The organism is Streptomyces sp. NPDC047017 (genome assembly GCF_040644175.1).
GTDB lineage: Bacteria > Actinomycetota > Actinomycetes > Streptomycetales > Streptomycetaceae > Streptomyces.
The window spans coordinates 58,565-74,848 of sequence record NZ_JBEYVW010000029.1 but is presented as its reverse complement, the minus strand read 5'-3'; the positions used below and the strand labels follow the sequence as shown (position 1 = coordinate 74,848).

Sequence of the window (16,284 nt, the reverse complement as noted above, 5' to 3'; positions counted from 1 at the left end):
GCGCCTCGAAGAACCTCGCCTTCAGCACCTCAAAATCCACGATCCCCGCAACCCCCTGAAGTCCAGGGTGTTGCGGGGATCAGTAGAACCCGCCCGCCACGGCCGGGGCACCGGCGTCTCAGGAGGCCGGTGGCGGGGCCGTGGAGCCCCGGACGACCAGTTCCACGGGGATGTCGCCGCCGTCGGGCGTGCGGCCCTCCAGGACGGCCAGCAGGGCGTGCATACCGCGTGCGCCGAACAGCTCCGCGTCCAGGCGCACGGTGGTCAGCTCGGGGTCGATGGCGGTGGCCAGGGCCAGGTCGTCGAGGCCGGTGACGGAGATGTCGTCGGGTACGCGCAGGCCGAGCCGGCGCAGTGCCTTGTAGGCGCCGGCGGCGAGTTTGTCGTCGTCGCAGACCAGTGCGGTGGGCCGGGGGCCGGGGGCGTCGAGCGCGGCCTCGGTGGCGGCACGGGCGTCCTCGATGGAGATGGGCGCGCGGGCGGTGCGCACCTGGGCGCCCGGCACGGCGGCCACGCGCGCGGCCAGTTCCCGGGCCCGTACCTCGAAGGTCCAGGAGGCGACGTCCGCCGCCAGGTGCAGGAAGCGCCGGTGGCCGAGGCCGAGCAGGTGGTCGGCGACCTGGCGGGCGCCGTCGGCGATGTCCAGGTTGACCGTGGCGGCCCCGAGGCTGCCCTCGGGGTCGCTGTCCAGCATGACCAGGGGCAGCTGGTCGCCGCGGATGGCCGTCAGCGCGTCGGCGGCCATGGAGGAGGCGATCACGCCGTCCAGGGCGGCCTGGGCGGAGGCGAAGGGGTTCCTCGCCGGGCCGATCCCCTCGGGGGAGGGGTAGAGGACGACGCCGAAGCCGTGCTCGGCGGCGACGCGGGCGGCGCCGGTGTAGACGCCGGCGAAGAACTCGGTGGTGAGCGCGGGCACGACGAGCAGCACGGTCCGGGTGTGGCCCAGGCGCAGATTGCGGGCGGCGAGATTGGGCCGGTAGCCGAGGTCCTCGGCGGCCCGCCGGACCCGCTGCGCGGTGGCCTCCGCGACCCGGCCGCGCCATTTGTCGCCGAGGACCAGGGAGACGGCGGCCTGCGAGACCCCGGCCGCCTGGGCGACGTCACGGCTGGTCGGGCGCGTGCTTCCTCGTGCCACCGCGGGGCTGCTCCTCTGCTGCCGGCGCCGTGTCCGCGGACCCTGCGGCCGCGCGGCGCACGGCCGTCGTCTGGACTGGTGAACAGCGCACATGGTACGTATGACGGGAGAAGTTATACGTAACACCTGGCTCGCTGGAGGGCGCGTGATGGCCGCGGGATTCGCGGGATACCTGGACATCCTCAGAACGCGGCACGCCGCCCGGCTGCTGACCGGCACCCTGGTGGGCAGGCTGCCGAACGCCACCGCGGCGATCGCGATCGTGCTGTTCGTGCGCGCCGAGGGCGGCACGTACAGCCTGGCGGGCGCGCTGGCGGCGGCGTACGGCGTGGCCAACGCGGTCGGCCAGCCCCTGCTGGGACGGCTGGTCGACCTGTACGGGCAGCCCCGCATCCAGCTGCCCGCCGCGCTGGCGGCGGCCCTGGCGATGACCGCCTTCGCCCTGACCGGCACCGAACCGCCCGTGCTCGCCTGGACGGCGGTGGCGGCGGCCGGGCTCTTCACCCCACCCCTGGAGGGCGGCCTGCGGGCCCTGTGGCCCGCCGTGCTGCGCGGCGAGGGCCAGGTGCACACGGCGTACGCCATGGATGCGGTGGCGCAGGAAGTCATGTTCACGGTGGGGCCGTTGCTGGTGACCCTGTGCGTGTCGCTGTGGTCGGCGCAGGCCGCGCTGGTCGTGCTGAACGTCCTCGGGGTGCTGGGCGCGCTGTCGGTGGTGCTCTCGCCGCCCTCGCGGGCCTGGCGGTCCGCGCCGCGGGAGGCGCACTGGCTCGGCGCCCTGCGCTCGCCGGGGCTGCTGGTCCTGCTGGGTGCGTTCCTGTTCGTGGGCATCGCGCTGGGCTCGATCACGGTGGCGGCGGTGCCGTACGCGGACGAGCACGGCGGGGACGCGGTGTACGGCTGGCTGATGGCCGGGCTGGGGCTGGGCGCGCTGGCCGGCGGCGCGGTCTACGGGGCGTGGCAGTGGGCCGGTGCGCCCGAGCGGCGACTGCGGGTGCTGGTGGCGCTTCTGGCGGTGTGTTACCTGCCGCTGGCGCTGATGCCGGGCGCAGTGGCGATGGTGCTGCTGTCGGTGCTCTCCGGGGTGTTCCTGGCGCCGTGCATCGCCTGCGCGTTCATCATCGTGGACCGGCACGCGCCGGCCGGGACGGTGACGGAGGCGTTCTCCTGGCTGGTGACGACGTTCACGGTGGGCGCCTCGGTGGGAACGGGGGTCGCGGGGCCGGTGGTCCAGGCGGGTGGCGCGCTGTGGGGTTTCGCGGTGCCGTCGGTCGCGGGGGCCGTGTCCCTGCTGGTGCTGCTGGCCACCGGGCGGGTCCTCGCAGCTCCCGCCGGAGAGGCGGTCGTTGCGGCTTCATCGGAAAATGATCCAAATCGTGCCGTCGAACCCCGTTTCAGCTCGGGGGATCGGGCGTAATGTTCAGTCATGGACCGCCGCATTTTCGGGCTGGAGAACGAGTACGGCGTCACGTGCACGTTCAGGGGACAGCGCCGCCTGTCGCCTGACGAGGTGGCGCGATACCTCTTCCGCCGTGTCGTGTCATGGGGCCGCAGCAGCAATGTGTTTCTGCGAAACGGCGCCCGGCTCTATCTCGACGTGGGTTCGCATCCGGAATACGCCACACCCGAATGCGACAATGTGACCGAACTGGTCACCCACGACAAGGCCGGCGAGCGCATTCTCGAGGGACTCCTGGTGGACGCGGAACGACGCCTGCACGAGGAGGGAATCGCGGGCGACGTCTACCTCTTCAAGAACAACACGGATTCGGCGGGCAACTCCTACGGCTGCCACGAGAACTATCTGGTGGCACGGCACGGGGAGTTCTCCCGGCTCGCGGACATCCTCATCCCGTTCCTGGTCACGAGGCAGCTGCTGTGCGGCGCGGGCAAGGTGCTGCAGACACCGCGCGGCGCCGTGTACTGCGTGAGCCAGCGCGCCGAGCACATCTGGGAGGGCGTCTCCTCGGCGACGACCCGCTCCCGGCCGATCATCAACACCCGCGACGAGCCGCACGCCGACGCCGAGCGCTACCGCCGGCTGCACGTCATCGTGGGCGACTCGAACATGTCCGAGACGACGATGCTCCTCAAGGTCGGCGCCACCGACCTCGTGCTGCGCATGATCGAGGCGGGCACGGTGATGCGCGACCTCACCCTGGAGAACCCGATCCGGGCGATCCGCGAGGTCAGCCACGACATCACGGGCCGCCGCAAGGTGCGCCTGGCCAGCGGCCGGGAGGCCTCCGCGCTGGAGGTGCAGCGCGAGTACTACGAGAAGGCCGTGGACTTCTGCGAGCGCCGCGGCATCCGCACCGGCACGGTCGAGCAGGTCCTGGAGCTGTGGGGCCGCACGCTGGACGCGATCGAGGCCGAGGACCTCGACCGGATCGGCACCGAGATCGACTGGGTGATGAAGTACAAGCTCATCGAGCGGTACCGGGCCAAGCACAACATGACGATGTCGCATCCGCGGGTCGCCCAGATAGACCTCGCGTACCACGACATCCACCGTCGCCGCGGGCTGTACTACCTGCTGGAGAAGAAGGGCCAGGCCACCCGGATCTGCAACGACTTGAAGATCTTCGAGGGCAAGTCGGTCCCGCCGCAGACCACTCGGGCGCGGCTGCGCGGCGACTTCATCCGGCGGGCGCAGGAGCAGCGCCGGGACTTCACCGTCGACTGGGTGCATCTCAAGCTCAATGACCAGGCACAGCGCACGGTGTTGTGCAAGGACCCCTTCCGTTCGGTGGACGACCGGGTGGAGAAGCTGATCGCCGGAATGTGATACCGGTGAGGTGACGGGCGCGTTCCGCACACCAGGACGGGACGCCACACGGGCGCCGTACGTTTCCCGTACGGCGCCCTTGTCACGCCGTAGAGTTGCGCGCACGTTCATCAACAAGCCGATCGATTACGAGGCCCCCACCGTGCGCCGACGTTCTCTTCTCCTCTCCGTTCCCGCGGGCCTGGTCACCCTGTCCGCCTGCGGCAGCGACAAGTCCGGGTCGGGCAGCGGCGGCGACAGCGCGTCGCCCTCGCCGTCCGGCTCGTCGGCCCCGCCGCCGCCGAAGATCGTCTCCGGTCCGCTGCCGGCGATCACCTCGGGGACGAAGTTCGGTGAGAAGCCGACCGTGGCCAAGGGGAGCGGCGCGCCGTCGAAGGACCTCGCGGTCAGGACGGTGATCGCGGGCGGCGGGCGCACGGTCGTGGAGAACGACTACATCCAGGCGGAATACCTGGGCCAGATCTGGGACTCGGCGAAGGTCTTCGACAACTCCTACGACCGCAAGAAGTCGCTGGTCATGCCGCTCGCCCAGGGCACGATCATCGACGGCTGGCGTTATGCGCTGACCGGCAAGAAGGCGGGCAGCCGGGTGGAGTTCTCGGTGCCGCCGACCTGGGGGTACGGCGACCAGGGCAACGCGCAGGCCGGCATCAAGGGCACCGACACGCTGGTCTTCGTCGTCGATGTGCGACAGGTCTTCAACGCGTCCAGCTCGGCCAAGGGCAAGGACGTGCCGCAGACCGACGCCGCGCTGCCCAAGGTGGGCACCAACACCGACGGCAAGGCGCCCTCGATCGACGTGCCCAGGACGGCGGCCCCCACCAAGCTGGTGTCCGGCTATGTCATCGAGGGCGACGGCCCGGAGGTGAAGGCGGACCAGACCGTGCTCGTCCAGTACAAGGGCGTGCTGTGGGACGGCGGCAAGGAGTTCGACTCGACATACAGCCGCAAGTCGCTGACGTCGTTCTCCCTCCAGCAGGTCGTCAAGGGCTGGGCGCAGGGGATGACCGGCAAGAAGGTGGGCAGCCGGATCGTGATCGTCATCCCGCCGTCGCTGGGCTACGGCGACAACCCGCCGCCGGACAGCGGCGTCAAGAAGGACTCCGTCATGGTGTTCTCGGTGGACATCCTCGCGGCGATGTAGCCCACGCCGCGTTTGCCCGGGGCGGGCGCCGGACCTGCGGGGATGAAAGACTGTCCGCGTTCTCAAGTCGTACACGAGCAGGAGCCAGTGACGTGAGCATCGAGAAGCCCGAGATCGACTTCCCCGGCGGCGAGCCCCCGGCGGACCTTGAGATCAAGGACATCTGGGAGGGTGACGGGCCCGAGGCCAAGGCAGGCGACACCGTCGCCGTCCACTACGTGGGCGTGGCCTTCTCCACCGGTGAGGAGTTCGACGCCTCCTACAACCGCGGTACGCCGCTGAAGTTCCAGCTCGGCGTCGGCCAGGTCATCGCCGGCTGGGACCAGGGTGTGCAGGGCATGAAGGTCGGCGGCCGCCGCCAGCTGATCATCCCGCCGCACCTGGCCTACGGCGACCGTGGCGCCGGTGGCCGGATCAAGCCGGGCGAGACGCTGATCTTCGTCTGCGACCTGATCGGGGTCTGATCACCCGAGTCGCACGTGATCGGCTCACCCGCGCTCCGGTCGTCGCGGGACGGAGTTCCGCGGGACGCGATCACCTGGGGTCCACGCCTGTCCGGGCGTGGACCCTCGGCTTTTGCCACCGTGCCGCGGAGCGGTACGGTCATCGGCAGTAAGCACCCCGAGGAAGGTGAACGGCGTCGATGGCCATTGCCAAGGCCGAGCGGCTGATGAACCTGGCGCTGTGTCTGCTCGGGACACGGCGGCCGCTCAGCAAGCGCGAGCTGCGCGAGTCCATCGAGGCGTACGTGGAGGCCTTCGGACCGGAGAAGGGCACGACGGGCTCCGACGACTCCTTCAACCGGATGTTCGAGCGGGACAAGGACGACCTGCGGGAACTGGGTCTGGTCATCGAGACCGTGGAGAGCCTGGACGGCGAGGTCGGCTATCTGGCCCGCCGTGACAGCAACCGGCTGCCGCCCATCACCCTGGACGCCGAGGAGGCCGCCGCCCTCGGGCTGGCCGCCAAGGTCTGGCAGCAGGCCCGGCTGGCCGGCGCCGCCAGCGGCGCCCTGCAGAAGCTGCGCGCGGCCGGGCTGCCCGAGGACGTCGACCCGTACGAGGCGCACAGCGCCCTGGAGCCGCGCATCCCGGTGCACGAGGCCGCCTTCGAGCCGCTGATGCTGGCCTGCCGCGACCGCCGCCCGGTCGTCTTCGACTACCGCAAGGCCAGCGCCGCCCGCCCCGAGACCCGCACTGTGGAGCCCTGGGCCCTGGAGTGCTGGCGCGGCCACTGGTACCTGGCCGGCTTCGACCGCGACCGCGGCGCCGAACGGGTGTTCCGGCTGTCGCGGATCACCGGCAAGGTCCGCTCGCGCGCCGCGTCCTTCACCGCGCCGGTGCCCGACGTCGTCACCGTCCGGGAGACGGTGGCGAGCTGGGCGGGCGAGATCGCCGACCGCTCGGCGCGGATCAGGCTGCGCCCGGGCGCGGGCTACCCGCTGCGGGCGAAGGCCACCGCCGTGCGCGAGGGCGGCGCGGGCTGGGACGAGCTGGAGATTCCGTACGGGCACGGGCTGGACGCCTGGCTGGTGGAGTTCGGGCCGGACGTGGTGGTCCTGGAACCGGCGGAGCTGCGCGCGGACGTGGTGGACCGGCTGCGTGCCGTGGCCAAGGGCTGAGGGGGAGCGAGCGTAACTGTGGCAGGCAAACCGGTCAGGCCCGCGAACGCCATCGACCAGACCCGGCGGATGCTCTCCTTGGTGACCTATCTCAGGGAGCGGCCCGGCGCGCGGATCGAGGACGTCGCCCGCGCCTTCGGCATCAGCGAGGACGAGCTGGTCTCCGACCTCGATGTGCTGCCCATGTGCGGCACCAGCTTCCGCGGCGGCGACCTGCTGGACATCGACACCGACGGCGAGCGCATCTGGTGGCACAACCCGGCGGCGCTCGGCGCGGACGCGGCCGAGCCGCTGCGGCTGGCCGCCGACGAGGCCACCGCCCTGCTGGTCGCCGCCCGCGCGGTGGCCACCCTGCCCGGGCTGCGCGAGAGCGACCGGCAGGCCCTGCTGCGGGCCACCGCCAAGGTGGAGACCGCGGCCGGTGAGGCGGCGGGCGCCAGCTCGCGTCTGTCGGTGACGTTCGAGTCCGAGGGCGGTGTCTTCGCCGACGTCGACCGGGCCATCTCCGAGCGGCGCCGGCTGTGGATCCGCTACTACTCGCCCGCGCGCGACGAGGTCACCGAGCGGGAGATCGACCCCATCCGCCTGGTCAGCGTCGGGCACACCTATGTGGAGGCGTGGTGCCGCCGCTCCGAGGCGCGCCGCACCTTCCGGCTGGACCGGGTCGCCGAGATCAAGATCCTCGACGAGCCGTCCGCGCCGCCCGAGATAGAGCTGCGCGACCTGTCCGAGGCGCTGGTGCAGCCCGCCGCCGAGGACCCCGAGGTGGTGATCGAGGTCGGCCCGGGCGGGCGCTGGGTGGCCGAGTACTACCCGCACGACAGCGCCGAGGAACTGCCCGACGGCGGACTGCGCATCACGCTGCGCACCCCCGACCCGGCCTCGCTCAGGCGGCTGGCGCTGCGCCTGGGCCCGGACGGCCGGATCGTCGCGCCGGGCGAGCTGGCCGACAGCGCACGGCACGCGGCCCGCGCGGCCCTGGCGGCCTACGACGAGCCGCCCCGGGGGGCGGCGGCCGGCGGCCGGGACCTGCCGGAACGACAGGAGGAGCGAGGGCTGTGAGCGAGTCAGCGGTGTCCGGCGCCGGGGAGATGACGGTGGCGGCCGCCTTCGCCGGGATGCGCAGGGTGGCCCCCGTGGTGTTCCGGGCGGGCTGCCCGGACTGCCGGGTCAGCTCCGAGCTGGCCGCGAGCGCGCTGCGGCTGGCCATCGGCGCCACCAGCCGGACCACCTTCTACTCCTTCACCTGCCCCGAGTGCGGCACCGCGGTACGCAAGCCCGCGGGCGAACGCATCGTCGAGCTGCTCACCGGCGGCGGGGTCAGGACCCTGCGGCTGCACGGCACGGTCTAGGCAGGGGCTAGGCTCGGCGCCATGTTCTGGCCGATGTTCGCGGTAGCCGCGGGTTTTGTGGGACTCGCCGTCCTCGGGGTGCTGGCCGTCCGGGTCTTCCTGGAGGCGCAGCGCCTCGGCAGGCAGGTCTCCGACTCGGCGCACCGGATCAGCAGGGCGGCCGAGGACCTGGAACGCGCCAGTGCGAGCGCGGCCCGGGCGGCCGACTCCCTGTGAGCCGCCCCGGGAACTCCTGTGAGCCGGCGAACGTCTCTCCCAGGGAGCATTTCGCCCTGTCACCCTGGCCTCGCGGCTAGGTACCCTGCTAGTCGCGGCCCGGAGAACGAGGCACGGTCCGCAGAGCAGAAGTACGCACAGGGGCGAGCGGAAGTACGCACAGGGATGGGTCGGTGTTCATCCCCGGGCGATACGATCGCTGTCAGCGCGATGGTCAGACACCTGTCCGACCGGTCGGACATGCCCCTCGGCCCCGCCTCAGTGAGAAGGTGAAGACTTATGTTCCGCAACGCACTTGAGCCGTGGCACTTGGTGCTCCTGGTTCTGGTGATCGTCCTCGTGTTCGGCTCGAAGAAGCTTCCGGACATGGCGCGCTCGCTCGGCAAGTCCGCGCGCATCCTCAAGAGCGAGGCCAAGGCGATGAAGGACGACGGCGGCAAGTCCGGCACGTCCGCCCGGTCCGCCGAGGAGCAGCCTGCGGCGCAGCGTACGATCCAGTCGGCGCCCGGCGACGTGACCAGCTCCCGCCCGGTCGCGGAGCCGTCGGACTCGACGCCCCAGCGCTGACGAGAGGACCGCGTCCAGCGGTCCGCTGCACGAGATGAGGATGTGGGTTGCTCAAGCCTGCCCCGAAGAAGGAGAGGGATCCCGAGGGGCGTATGCCACTCGCGGAACACCTGCGTGAGCTGCGCAACCGGCTCGCGAAGGGTGTTCTGGCGATCCTCGTCGTGACGATCGTGGCGGCGTTCTACTACAAGGACATCACCAACTTCGTCACCCGGCCGGTGCTGGACTCCATCGGCTGCCCGCAGGCCTTCGGAGAACTGGCCAAGACCAAGAACAACCACTGCGCGCACCTCACGGTCAGCGGCCTGCTGGCGCCCTTCACACTGGCCCTGAAGATCGCCCTGACCACGGGCATCGTGCTGGCGGCGCCGGTGTGGCTGTACCAGCTGTGGGCGTTCGTCGCGCCGGGCCTGCACCGGCACGAGAAGAAGTACGCCTACGCCTTCGTGGGCTTCGGCTTCCCGCTCTTCCTCGCCGGCGGCTACCTCGCCTACAACGTGCTGCCCATGACGGCGAAGTTCCTGGTCGACCTGACGCCCAGCGGCGCCGAGAACCTGCTGCCGCTGGACGACCTGCTCGATCTGACCATTCGCATGATCGTCGTCTTCGGGCTCGCCTTCGAGATGCCGCTGCTGCTGATCATGCTCAATCTCACCGGTGTCCTGTCCGGGCGGCGCATGCTCGGCTGGTGGCGCGGCATGGTCGTCGGCATCGCCGCCTTCGCAGCCGTGGCCACGCCCAGCCCCGACCCGGGGACGATGCTGTCCCTGGCGGCGCCGATCTGGGGTCTGTTCTTCATCGCCGTGGGCTTCTCCCTGCTCAACGACCGCCGCAAGCGCCGGCGGGAGGGGGCGGGACTCTCCGACGACGAGGCGTCCGACCTCGACCTCACCCCCGAGGACATCGACGACGTCGAGCCCGTCAGCGCCGGCCGCGCCCTGCCCCAGCAGCAGTCCGGTACGGAACGGGTCAACGGCTACGACGACGTGACCTGAGCCGCACTCCGCCCGGAGAGCCGGCCGCCCGCCCCGTGCGAGCGGCCGGCTCTCGCGTGCACGGCTCTGCCAGGTCCCCTTCTCGCGGGCCAGGCCCCCCGCGGCCTGCTTCTCGCGGGCCCGGGGCGTCCGCGCTCCCGTGCTTCCGCGCTCCCCGGCCGATCGCGATAATGATCGTCCTGTTGTCAGTGCGGCCCGGTACGCTCGAAAGCACGATGACTCAGGACCTCTCACCGGCCGAGCGGTACGCGGCAGCGCGCAGGCGAGCTGCCGAGCAGGCCACCGCGCTCGCGGGTTTCCGCGAGATGTACGACTTCGGCCTCGACCCCTTCCAGATCGAGGCGTGCCGGGCCCTGGAGGCGGGCAAGGGCGTGCTGGTCGCCGCGCCCACCGGTTCCGGCAAGACGATCGTGGGCGAGTTCGCCGTCCACCTCGCCCTCCAGCAGGGCCGGAAGTGCTTCTACACGACACCCATCAAGGCGCTGTCCAACCAGAAGTACTCCGACCTGTGCCGGCGCTACGGCAGCGGCAAGGTCGGCCTGCTCACCGGCGACAACAGCGTCAACTCCGACGCCCCGGTGGTCGTGATGACCACCGAGGTGCTGCGGAACATGCTGTACGCCGGTTCCCAGACCCTGCGCGGCCTCGGCTACGTGGTCATGGACGAGGTGCACTACCTCTCCGACCGCTTCCGCGGCGCCGTCTGGGAGGAAGTGATCATCCACCTGCCCGAGTCGGTGACCCTGGTGTCGCTGTCGGCGACCGTGTCCAACGCCGAGGAGTTCGGTGACTGGCTGGACACCGTGCGCGGCGACACCGAGGTGATCGTCTCCGAGCACCGGCCCGTGCCGCTGTTCCAGCACGTGCTGGCCGGACGCCGGATGTACGACCTGTTCGAGGAGGGCGAGGGCCACAAGAAGGCCGTCAACCCCGACCTCATGCGGCTCGCCCGGACGGAGGCGGCCCGCCCGTCCTACCAGGACCGCAGGCGCGGCCGGAACATGCGCGAGGCCGACCGTGAGCGCGAGCGCAGGCAGCGCTCCCGGATCTGGACGCCGGGCCGCCCCGAGGTCATCGAGCGGCTGGACGGCGAGGGCCTGCTGCCCGCGATCACCTTCATCTTCTCCCGCGCCGCCTGCGAGGCCGCCGTCCAGCAGTGCCTGCACGCGGGTCTCAGGCTCAACGACGAGGAGGCGCGCGAGCAGGTCCGCGCCCTGGTCGAGGAGCGCACCGCCGCCATCCCGCGCGAGGACCTGCACGTCCTCGGGTACTACGAGTGGCTGGAGGGCCTGGAGCGCGGCATCGCCGCCCACCACGCGGGCATGCTGCCGACCTTCAAGGAGGTCGTCGAGGAACTGTTCGTGCGCGGCCTGGTCAAGGCGGTCTTCGCCACCGAGACCCTCGCCCTCGGCATCAACATGCCGGCCCGCTCGGTGGTCCTGGAGAAGCTCGTCAAGTGGAACGGCGAGCAGCACGCCGACATCACCCCCGGCGAGTACACGCAGCTCACCGGCCGGGCCGGCCGGCGCGGCATCGACGTCGAGGGGCACGCGGTGGTGCTGTGGCAGCGCGCCATGAGCCCCGAGCACCTGGCGGGCCTGGCCGGCACGCGCACCTACCCGCTGCGCTCCAGCTTCAAGCCGTCGTACAACATGGCGGTCAATCTGGTCGAGCAGTTCGGCCGGCACCGCTCCCGCGAGCTGCTGGAGACCTCCTTCGCGCAGTTCCAGGCCGACAAGTCGGTCGTCGGGATCTCCCGGCAGGTGCAGCGCAACGAGGAGGGTCTGTCCGGCTACCGGGAGTCCATGACCTGCCACCTCGGCGACTTCTCGGAGTACATGCGGCTGCGCCGGGAGCTGAAGGACCGCGAGACGGAGCTGGCCCGCCAGGGCGCCTCCCAGCGGCGCGCCGAGGCCGCCGTCGCCCTGGAGAAGCTCAGGCCCGGCGACGTCATCCACGTCCCCACCGGCAAGTACGCGGGCCTGGCGCTCGTCCTGGACCCGGGCCTGCCGGCCGGCCGTTCCGACGGGCACCGCGGCTTCGACCACCAGGACGGCCCGCGTCCGCTGGTGCTGACCGCCGAGCGGCAGGTCAAGCGGCTGGCGGCCATCGACTTCCCGGTGCCGGTGGAGCCGCTGGAGCGGATGCGCGTCCCCAAGTCCTTCAATCCGCGCTCCCCGCAGTCCCGCCGCGACCTGGCCTCCGCGCTGCGCACCAAGGCCGGGCACATCCCGGCCGAGCGGCACCGCAAGCGGCGTTCGCAGGCGGCCGACGACCGGGAGATCGCCCGGCTGCGCACCGCCCTGCGCGCCCATCCCTGCCACGGCTGCGACGACCGCGAGGACCACGCCCGCTGGGCCGAGCGCTACCACCGGCTGATGCGCGACACCAAGCAGCTGGAGCACCGCATCGAGGGACGCACGAACACCATCGCGCGCACCTTCGACCGCATCGTGGCGCTGCTCACCGAGCTGGACTACCTGCGCGGCGACGAGGTCACCGAGCACGGCAAGCGGCTCGCCCGGCTCTACGGCGAGCTGGACCTGCTCGCCAGCGAGTGCCTGCGCGAGGGCGTCTGGGAGGGCCTGGGCCCGGCCGAACTGGCCGCCTGCGTCTCGGCGCTGGTCTACGAGGCCCGGGTCGGCGACGACGCCATGGCGCCGAAGCTGCCCTCGGGCCGGGCGAAGGCCGCGCTGGGGGAGACGGTGCGGATCTGGGGCCGGCTGGACGCCCTGGAGGAGGACTTCCGGATCAGCCAGACCGAGGGCGTCGGCCAGCGCGAGCCCGACCTCGGGTTCGCCTGGGCCGCGTACATGTGGGCCTCGGGCAAGGGCCTGGACGAGGTGCTGCGCGAGGCGGAGATGCCGGCCGGCGACTTCGTGCGCTGGTGCAAGCAGGTGATCGACGTCCTGGGCCAGATCGCGGCGGCGGCGCCCGCCGAGGGCTCGACGGTGGCGAAGAACGCGCGCAAGGCGGTCGACGGACTGCTGCGCGGAGTGGTCGCCTACTCCTCCGTGGGGTGACCTCCGGGAACCCCTGACGCGGGGCGTGACGGTACGCCGCTGAGCGGCGTACCGTCACGCCCCGCGGTGCTTGTTCACTCGTCACGGTGAGTGTCTTTCGCATGCCCGTACGCCATCACGTTCCGCGTTCGAGCGAAGGCGCAGCGTGCAAATCGACCGAGGTTACTCCAGTGGCACGCCCCGTTTCAGGCGCTTGCCGAAGATGACACGGCGATGATCCGGTCGGACTAAGCTCGCCCGCAGCGCACCGAGTTGAGATGTCTTCGTGCGTTTGTTCCCGTATATCCCGAAGGTGCCGAACATCCCTTCAGTTCCCTGTCCTGCCCCGCGGGAAGCTGCCCCGAACTCCAGCCGATTCGTCTCAGAGGCCCTACATGGTGAGTGTCCAATCGCCCCCCGGCGGCCGTGAACTTCCCTTCGTGCGCGTGCTGTTGCTGCCGGCCATAGTGATGGCGGCGGTCTGCGGAGCCGCCGTCGCCCTGGTGACGGAACCGGCCCGCCTCGCCGTCGGCTGCTGCGGCGCCGTCGCCACCCTGCTCGTGCTCGCCACGGCCGCCGAAGCGGTGCGCCGCGGCCGTACCGTCCGCGACCAGCGCGCCGAGCACGCCCGTCACACCGAGTACCTGGAACGGCGCCTCGCCGGCCACGACGAGGAGGTCGCCTACCTCGCCGCGGAGATCCTGCCCGCCGCCATCGCCCATCTGCGCGCCAGCCACACCCCTCGCGAGGTGATGCGCGACATCATCGACGGCGACCCCGAGTGGTGCCGGATCTCCGACCCGCAGCGCGAAGTCGTCCGCATGATCCTCAAGATCGTGGACCAGGAGGAGTCGATGCGCGACTCCACCCAGCGCTCCTTCGTCAGCATCGCCCGGCGCGTCCAGGCGATCGTGCACCAGCAGGCCAAGGAACTCCGCGAGATGGAGGAGGACCACGGCCGCAGCCCCGAGGTCTTCGACGACCTGCTGCGCATCGACCACGGCACCGCGCTGATCGGCCGCCTGGCCGACTCCATCTCCGTCCTCGGCGGCGGCCGGCCGGGGCGCCAGTGGCCCAACCCGGTCACCCTCTACAGCGTGCTGCGCGGCGCCATGTCCCGCATCCTGGAGTACCGCCGGATCGAGCTGCACTCCATCGCCAAGGTCAACATCAAGGGCACCGACGTCGAGCCGGTCATCCACGCCGCCGCCGAACTCCTCGACAACGCCACCCGCTACTCGCCGCCGCAGACCAAGGTGCACGTCACCGCCGTCGAGGTGCAGAGCGGCGTCGCCATCGAGATCGAGGACGGCGGGGTCAGCCTCAACGAGGAGTCCCGGGCCCGTATCGAGCGGATGGTCGAGGCCGCCAAGGCCGGGGTCGACCTCCAGGAACTGGGCGAGAGCCCCCGCCTGGGCCTGGCCGTCGTGGGCCGCCTGTGCACCCAGTACGAAATGCAGGTCTCCCTGCGGGCCTCCGCCTACGGCGGGGTGCGCGCCGTCCTCATCGTGCCCAGCGACCTGATGACCACCGACCCGGCCCCCGGCCTCGCCCACGGCATCGGCGCCACCTCCATCCCGCGGCCCGGCGAGGACGCGGTGGAGGGCCCCGCGCGCGCCCCCAAGAAGCGCCGCCCCACCAGCCCCCGCATCCCCGCCTCGGTGCCGATGGAGGACGAGGTCCCCGAGGTCACCGAGTGGACGGAGAACGGCCTGCCGCAGCGCCGCAGCCGGGTCAAGGTCCCGCTCAGCCAGCGCATCGCCGAACAGGCCGCCGCCGAGCGCGCCGAGCAGGAGGGCCGGTCCGTGTGGGGCACGCCCGTGACCGCTCCCCGGGCCGCCGAGAAGGAGCCCGAACCGGGCCTGTGGGTCGAGGCGTTCTGGGACGGCCTCAAGAAGGACAACCCGGGCCCGGACCCGACCGCCTTCACCCAGGACCCGACCGCATTCCTGCACCTGATCGAGAAGCCGGCCCGTGACGCGGCCGACGACGAGGGGGACCTCAAGTGATCCAGCAGCGCGCCAACTTCGACTGGATGCTCAAGGAGCTGAACGACGGCGTACCGGGCATCGAGATGATCGTGGTCCTGTCGGCCGACGGCCTGCGCATCGCCCGCTACGGCGGCGACCCCGACGCGGCCGACCGGGTGGCCGCCGCCTGCGCCGGACTGCAGAGCCTGGCGAGCGCCGTCGCGGTCGAGATCCCGGACAGCGACGGCCGGATGAAACTGGTCGTCATCGAGATCGACGGCGGCTACTTCTACCTGATGTCCGCCGGCGCCAACGCCTACCTCGCGGTGCTCGCCGACATCCGTACCGAACCCGGCATGATGAGCGCCCGGATGCGCGACCTCGTGGTCCGCATCGGCGCCCACCTGACCAGCCCGCCCCGGCGCAACGGGCAGACCGTATGACGCCTCCGCGACGCCAGAGGCGCTACCCCGCGCACGAACCGCCGCCGCCCGCCAGGCCCGCCAAGCAGGGCGAGCAGAAGAACCCCGAGCGGCTGTACGTGGTCGCCGGGCCGGGCGAGGACGGCGCCCGTGCCGCGCTCGACCTGGTGACGCTGGTGGTGGCCCGCGCCGAGCCGCCGCCGTCCGCCACCCCGGAGCAGGCGGCGGTGCTGCGGCTGTGCACCGCCCCCCTGTCCGTGGCCGAGCTGTCGGCCTACCTCAGCCTGCCGTTCAGCGCGATGACGGTCCTGATCACCGAGCTGCTGACGGCGGAACTGGTGCAGGCGCGGGCCCCGATCGTGCGCCAGGCGGTCCCCGACCGTTCCCTCCTCGAAGCGGTGATGCATGGACTTCAACGGCTCTGACACCCTCTCCGGTCCCCGGACCGAGGACCACCTGCCGCACACGGCCGAAGCCGCGGTGAAGATCGTCATCGTCGGCGGTTTCGGGGTCGGCAAGACCACGATGGTCGGCTCGGTCAGCGAGATCAGGCCGCTGACCACCGAGGAGACCATGACCCAGGCCGGTATCGGCGTCGACGACGACTACGGCTCCGAGTCCAAGACCGCCACCACCGTGGCGATGGACTTCGGCCGGATCAGCATCACCGAGCAACTGGTGCTCTATCTCTTCGGCACCCCCGGCCAGGAGCGCTTCTGGTTCCTGTGGAACGGGCTGTTCGAGGGCGCGCTCGGCGCGGTCGTCCTGGTCGACACCCGCCGTCTGGAGGTCAGCTTCGACGTGATGGGCCGCCTGGAGGAGCGCGGTGTGCCCTTCGTGGTGGCCGTCAACTCCTTCCCGGACGGGCCCCGTTACCCGATGACCGAACTGCGTACCGCGCTCGACCTGTCCGAGGACGTCCCGATGGTCGAGTGCGACGTACGCCGGCGGGCCTCCAGCCGGGACGTGCTGATGACCCTGATGCGCTTCCTGCACTCGCTCGCCATGACCGGCTCGCGCGCCTGAGTCGCCCCGCCGCCCCGTTTCCCGCCCCCCGCTCGCCCCCCTTCTT

The 16,284-nt window shown here is 71.5% G+C and carries 16 protein-coding genes; 15 read left to right on the top strand and 1 reads right to left on the bottom strand.

The genetic code is table 11. The annotated features are described in order from the left end of the window. Nucleotides 1-118 precede the first annotated feature (118 nt). Entirely contained in the window at nt 119-1,135 is a 1,017-nt protein-coding gene (locus tag ABZ858_RS34630) for a LacI family DNA-binding transcriptional regulator (protein WP_361388042.1), read from the bottom strand. Between the two features lie 148 nt (nt 1,136-1,283). Here ABZ858_RS34630 and ABZ858_RS34625 point away from each other — a divergent pair, with 148 nt between their 5' ends. The 15 genes from ABZ858_RS34625 to ABZ858_RS34555 all read left to right on the top strand — a co-directional run bounded on the left by ABZ858_RS34625 (nt 1,284) and on the right by ABZ858_RS34555 (nt 16,238). Then, on the top strand, nt 1,284-2,552 hold the full coding sequence (locus ABZ858_RS34625; RefSeq protein WP_361388039.1) for an MFS transporter: 1,269 nt from the start codon (nt 1,284-1,286) through the stop codon (nt 2,550-2,552). A gap of 9 nt (nt 2,553-2,561) precedes the next feature. Next, nucleotides 2,562-3,923 carry a Pup--protein ligase gene (pafA, locus tag ABZ858_RS34620; RefSeq protein WP_062672158.1) on the top strand — a complete coding sequence of 454 codons (1,362 nt, stop codon included), beginning with the start codon at nt 2,562-2,564 and terminating at the stop codon, nt 3,921-3,923. Between the two features lie 142 nt (nt 3,924-4,065). Next, nucleotides 4,066-5,067 (top strand): FKBP-type peptidyl-prolyl cis-trans isomerase, encoded by a 1,002-nt coding sequence (locus ABZ858_RS34615; protein ID WP_361388035.1) that lies wholly within the window; start codon nt 4,066-4,068, stop codon nt 5,065-5,067. Nucleotides 5,068-5,159: 92 nt separating this feature from the next. After that, nucleotides 5,160-5,531: an FKBP-type peptidyl-prolyl cis-trans isomerase gene (locus ABZ858_RS34610; RefSeq protein ID WP_361388032.1), complete on the top strand. Its 372-nt coding sequence runs from the start codon at nt 5,160-5,162 to the stop codon at nt 5,529-5,531. A gap of 179 nt (nt 5,532-5,710) precedes the next feature. After that, nucleotides 5,711-6,688: a WYL domain-containing protein gene (locus ABZ858_RS34605; RefSeq protein WP_361388029.1), complete on the top strand. Its 978-nt coding sequence runs from the start codon at nt 5,711-5,713 to the stop codon at nt 6,686-6,688. A gap of 18 nt (nt 6,689-6,706) precedes the next feature. Beyond that, on the top strand, nt 6,707-7,750 hold the full coding sequence (locus ABZ858_RS34600; RefSeq protein ID WP_361388026.1) for a WYL domain-containing protein: 1,044 nt from the start codon (nt 6,707-6,709) through the stop codon (nt 7,748-7,750). Further along, complete coding sequence (locus ABZ858_RS34595; protein WP_361388023.1) at nt 7,747-8,040, top strand: hypothetical protein; 294 nt, start codon at nt 7,747-7,749, stop codon at nt 8,038-8,040. Before ABZ858_RS34600 ends, ABZ858_RS34595 begins: the two co-directional genes overlap by 4 nt. 21 nt (nt 8,041-8,061) lie before the next feature. Next, complete coding sequence (locus tag ABZ858_RS34590) at nt 8,062-8,256, top strand: hypothetical protein (protein WP_361388020.1); 195 nt, start codon at nt 8,062-8,064, stop codon at nt 8,254-8,256. 279 nt (nt 8,257-8,535) lie between these two features. Further along, nucleotides 8,536-8,823 carry a Sec-independent protein translocase subunit TatA gene (gene tatA / locus ABZ858_RS34585; RefSeq protein WP_361388017.1) on the top strand — a complete coding sequence of 96 codons (288 nt, stop codon included), beginning with the start codon at nt 8,536-8,538 and terminating at the stop codon, nt 8,821-8,823. A gap of 92 nt (nt 8,824-8,915) precedes the next feature. Continuing rightward, nucleotides 8,916-9,818, top strand: a complete 903-nt coding sequence (tatC, locus tag ABZ858_RS34580; protein WP_361388014.1) for a twin-arginine translocase subunit TatC — start codon at nt 8,916-8,918, stop codon at nt 9,816-9,818. 170 nt (nt 9,819-9,988) lie between these two features. Then, on the top strand, nt 9,989-12,841 hold the full coding sequence (locus tag ABZ858_RS34575; RefSeq protein WP_361388011.1) for a DEAD/DEAH box helicase: 2,853 nt from the start codon (nt 9,989-9,991) through the stop codon (nt 12,839-12,841). A gap of 374 nt (nt 12,842-13,215) precedes the next feature. After that, nucleotides 13,216-14,829 (top strand): ATP-binding protein, encoded by a 1,614-nt coding sequence (locus ABZ858_RS34570; RefSeq protein WP_361388008.1) that lies wholly within the window; start codon nt 13,216-13,218, stop codon nt 14,827-14,829. After that, complete coding sequence (locus ABZ858_RS34565) at nt 14,826-15,233, top strand: roadblock/LC7 domain-containing protein (protein ID WP_361388006.1); 408 nt, start codon at nt 14,826-14,828, stop codon at nt 15,231-15,233. Before ABZ858_RS34570 ends, ABZ858_RS34565 begins: the two co-directional genes overlap by 4 nt. Beyond that, the gene (locus ABZ858_RS34560; RefSeq protein ID WP_361388003.1) at nt 15,230-15,637 is read left to right on the top strand and encodes a DUF742 domain-containing protein; all 408 of its coding nucleotides are present in this window, start codon (nt 15,230-15,232) and stop codon (nt 15,635-15,637) included. The genes ABZ858_RS34565 and ABZ858_RS34560 overlap by 4 nt, the downstream gene beginning before the upstream one ends. Continuing rightward, nucleotides 15,618-16,238: an ATP/GTP-binding protein gene (locus tag ABZ858_RS34555; RefSeq protein ID WP_361388000.1), complete on the top strand. Its 621-nt coding sequence runs from the start codon at nt 15,618-15,620 to the stop codon at nt 16,236-16,238. The genes ABZ858_RS34560 and ABZ858_RS34555 overlap by 20 nt, the downstream gene beginning before the upstream one ends. The last annotated feature ends 46 nt before the right edge of the window (nt 16,239-16,284 follow it).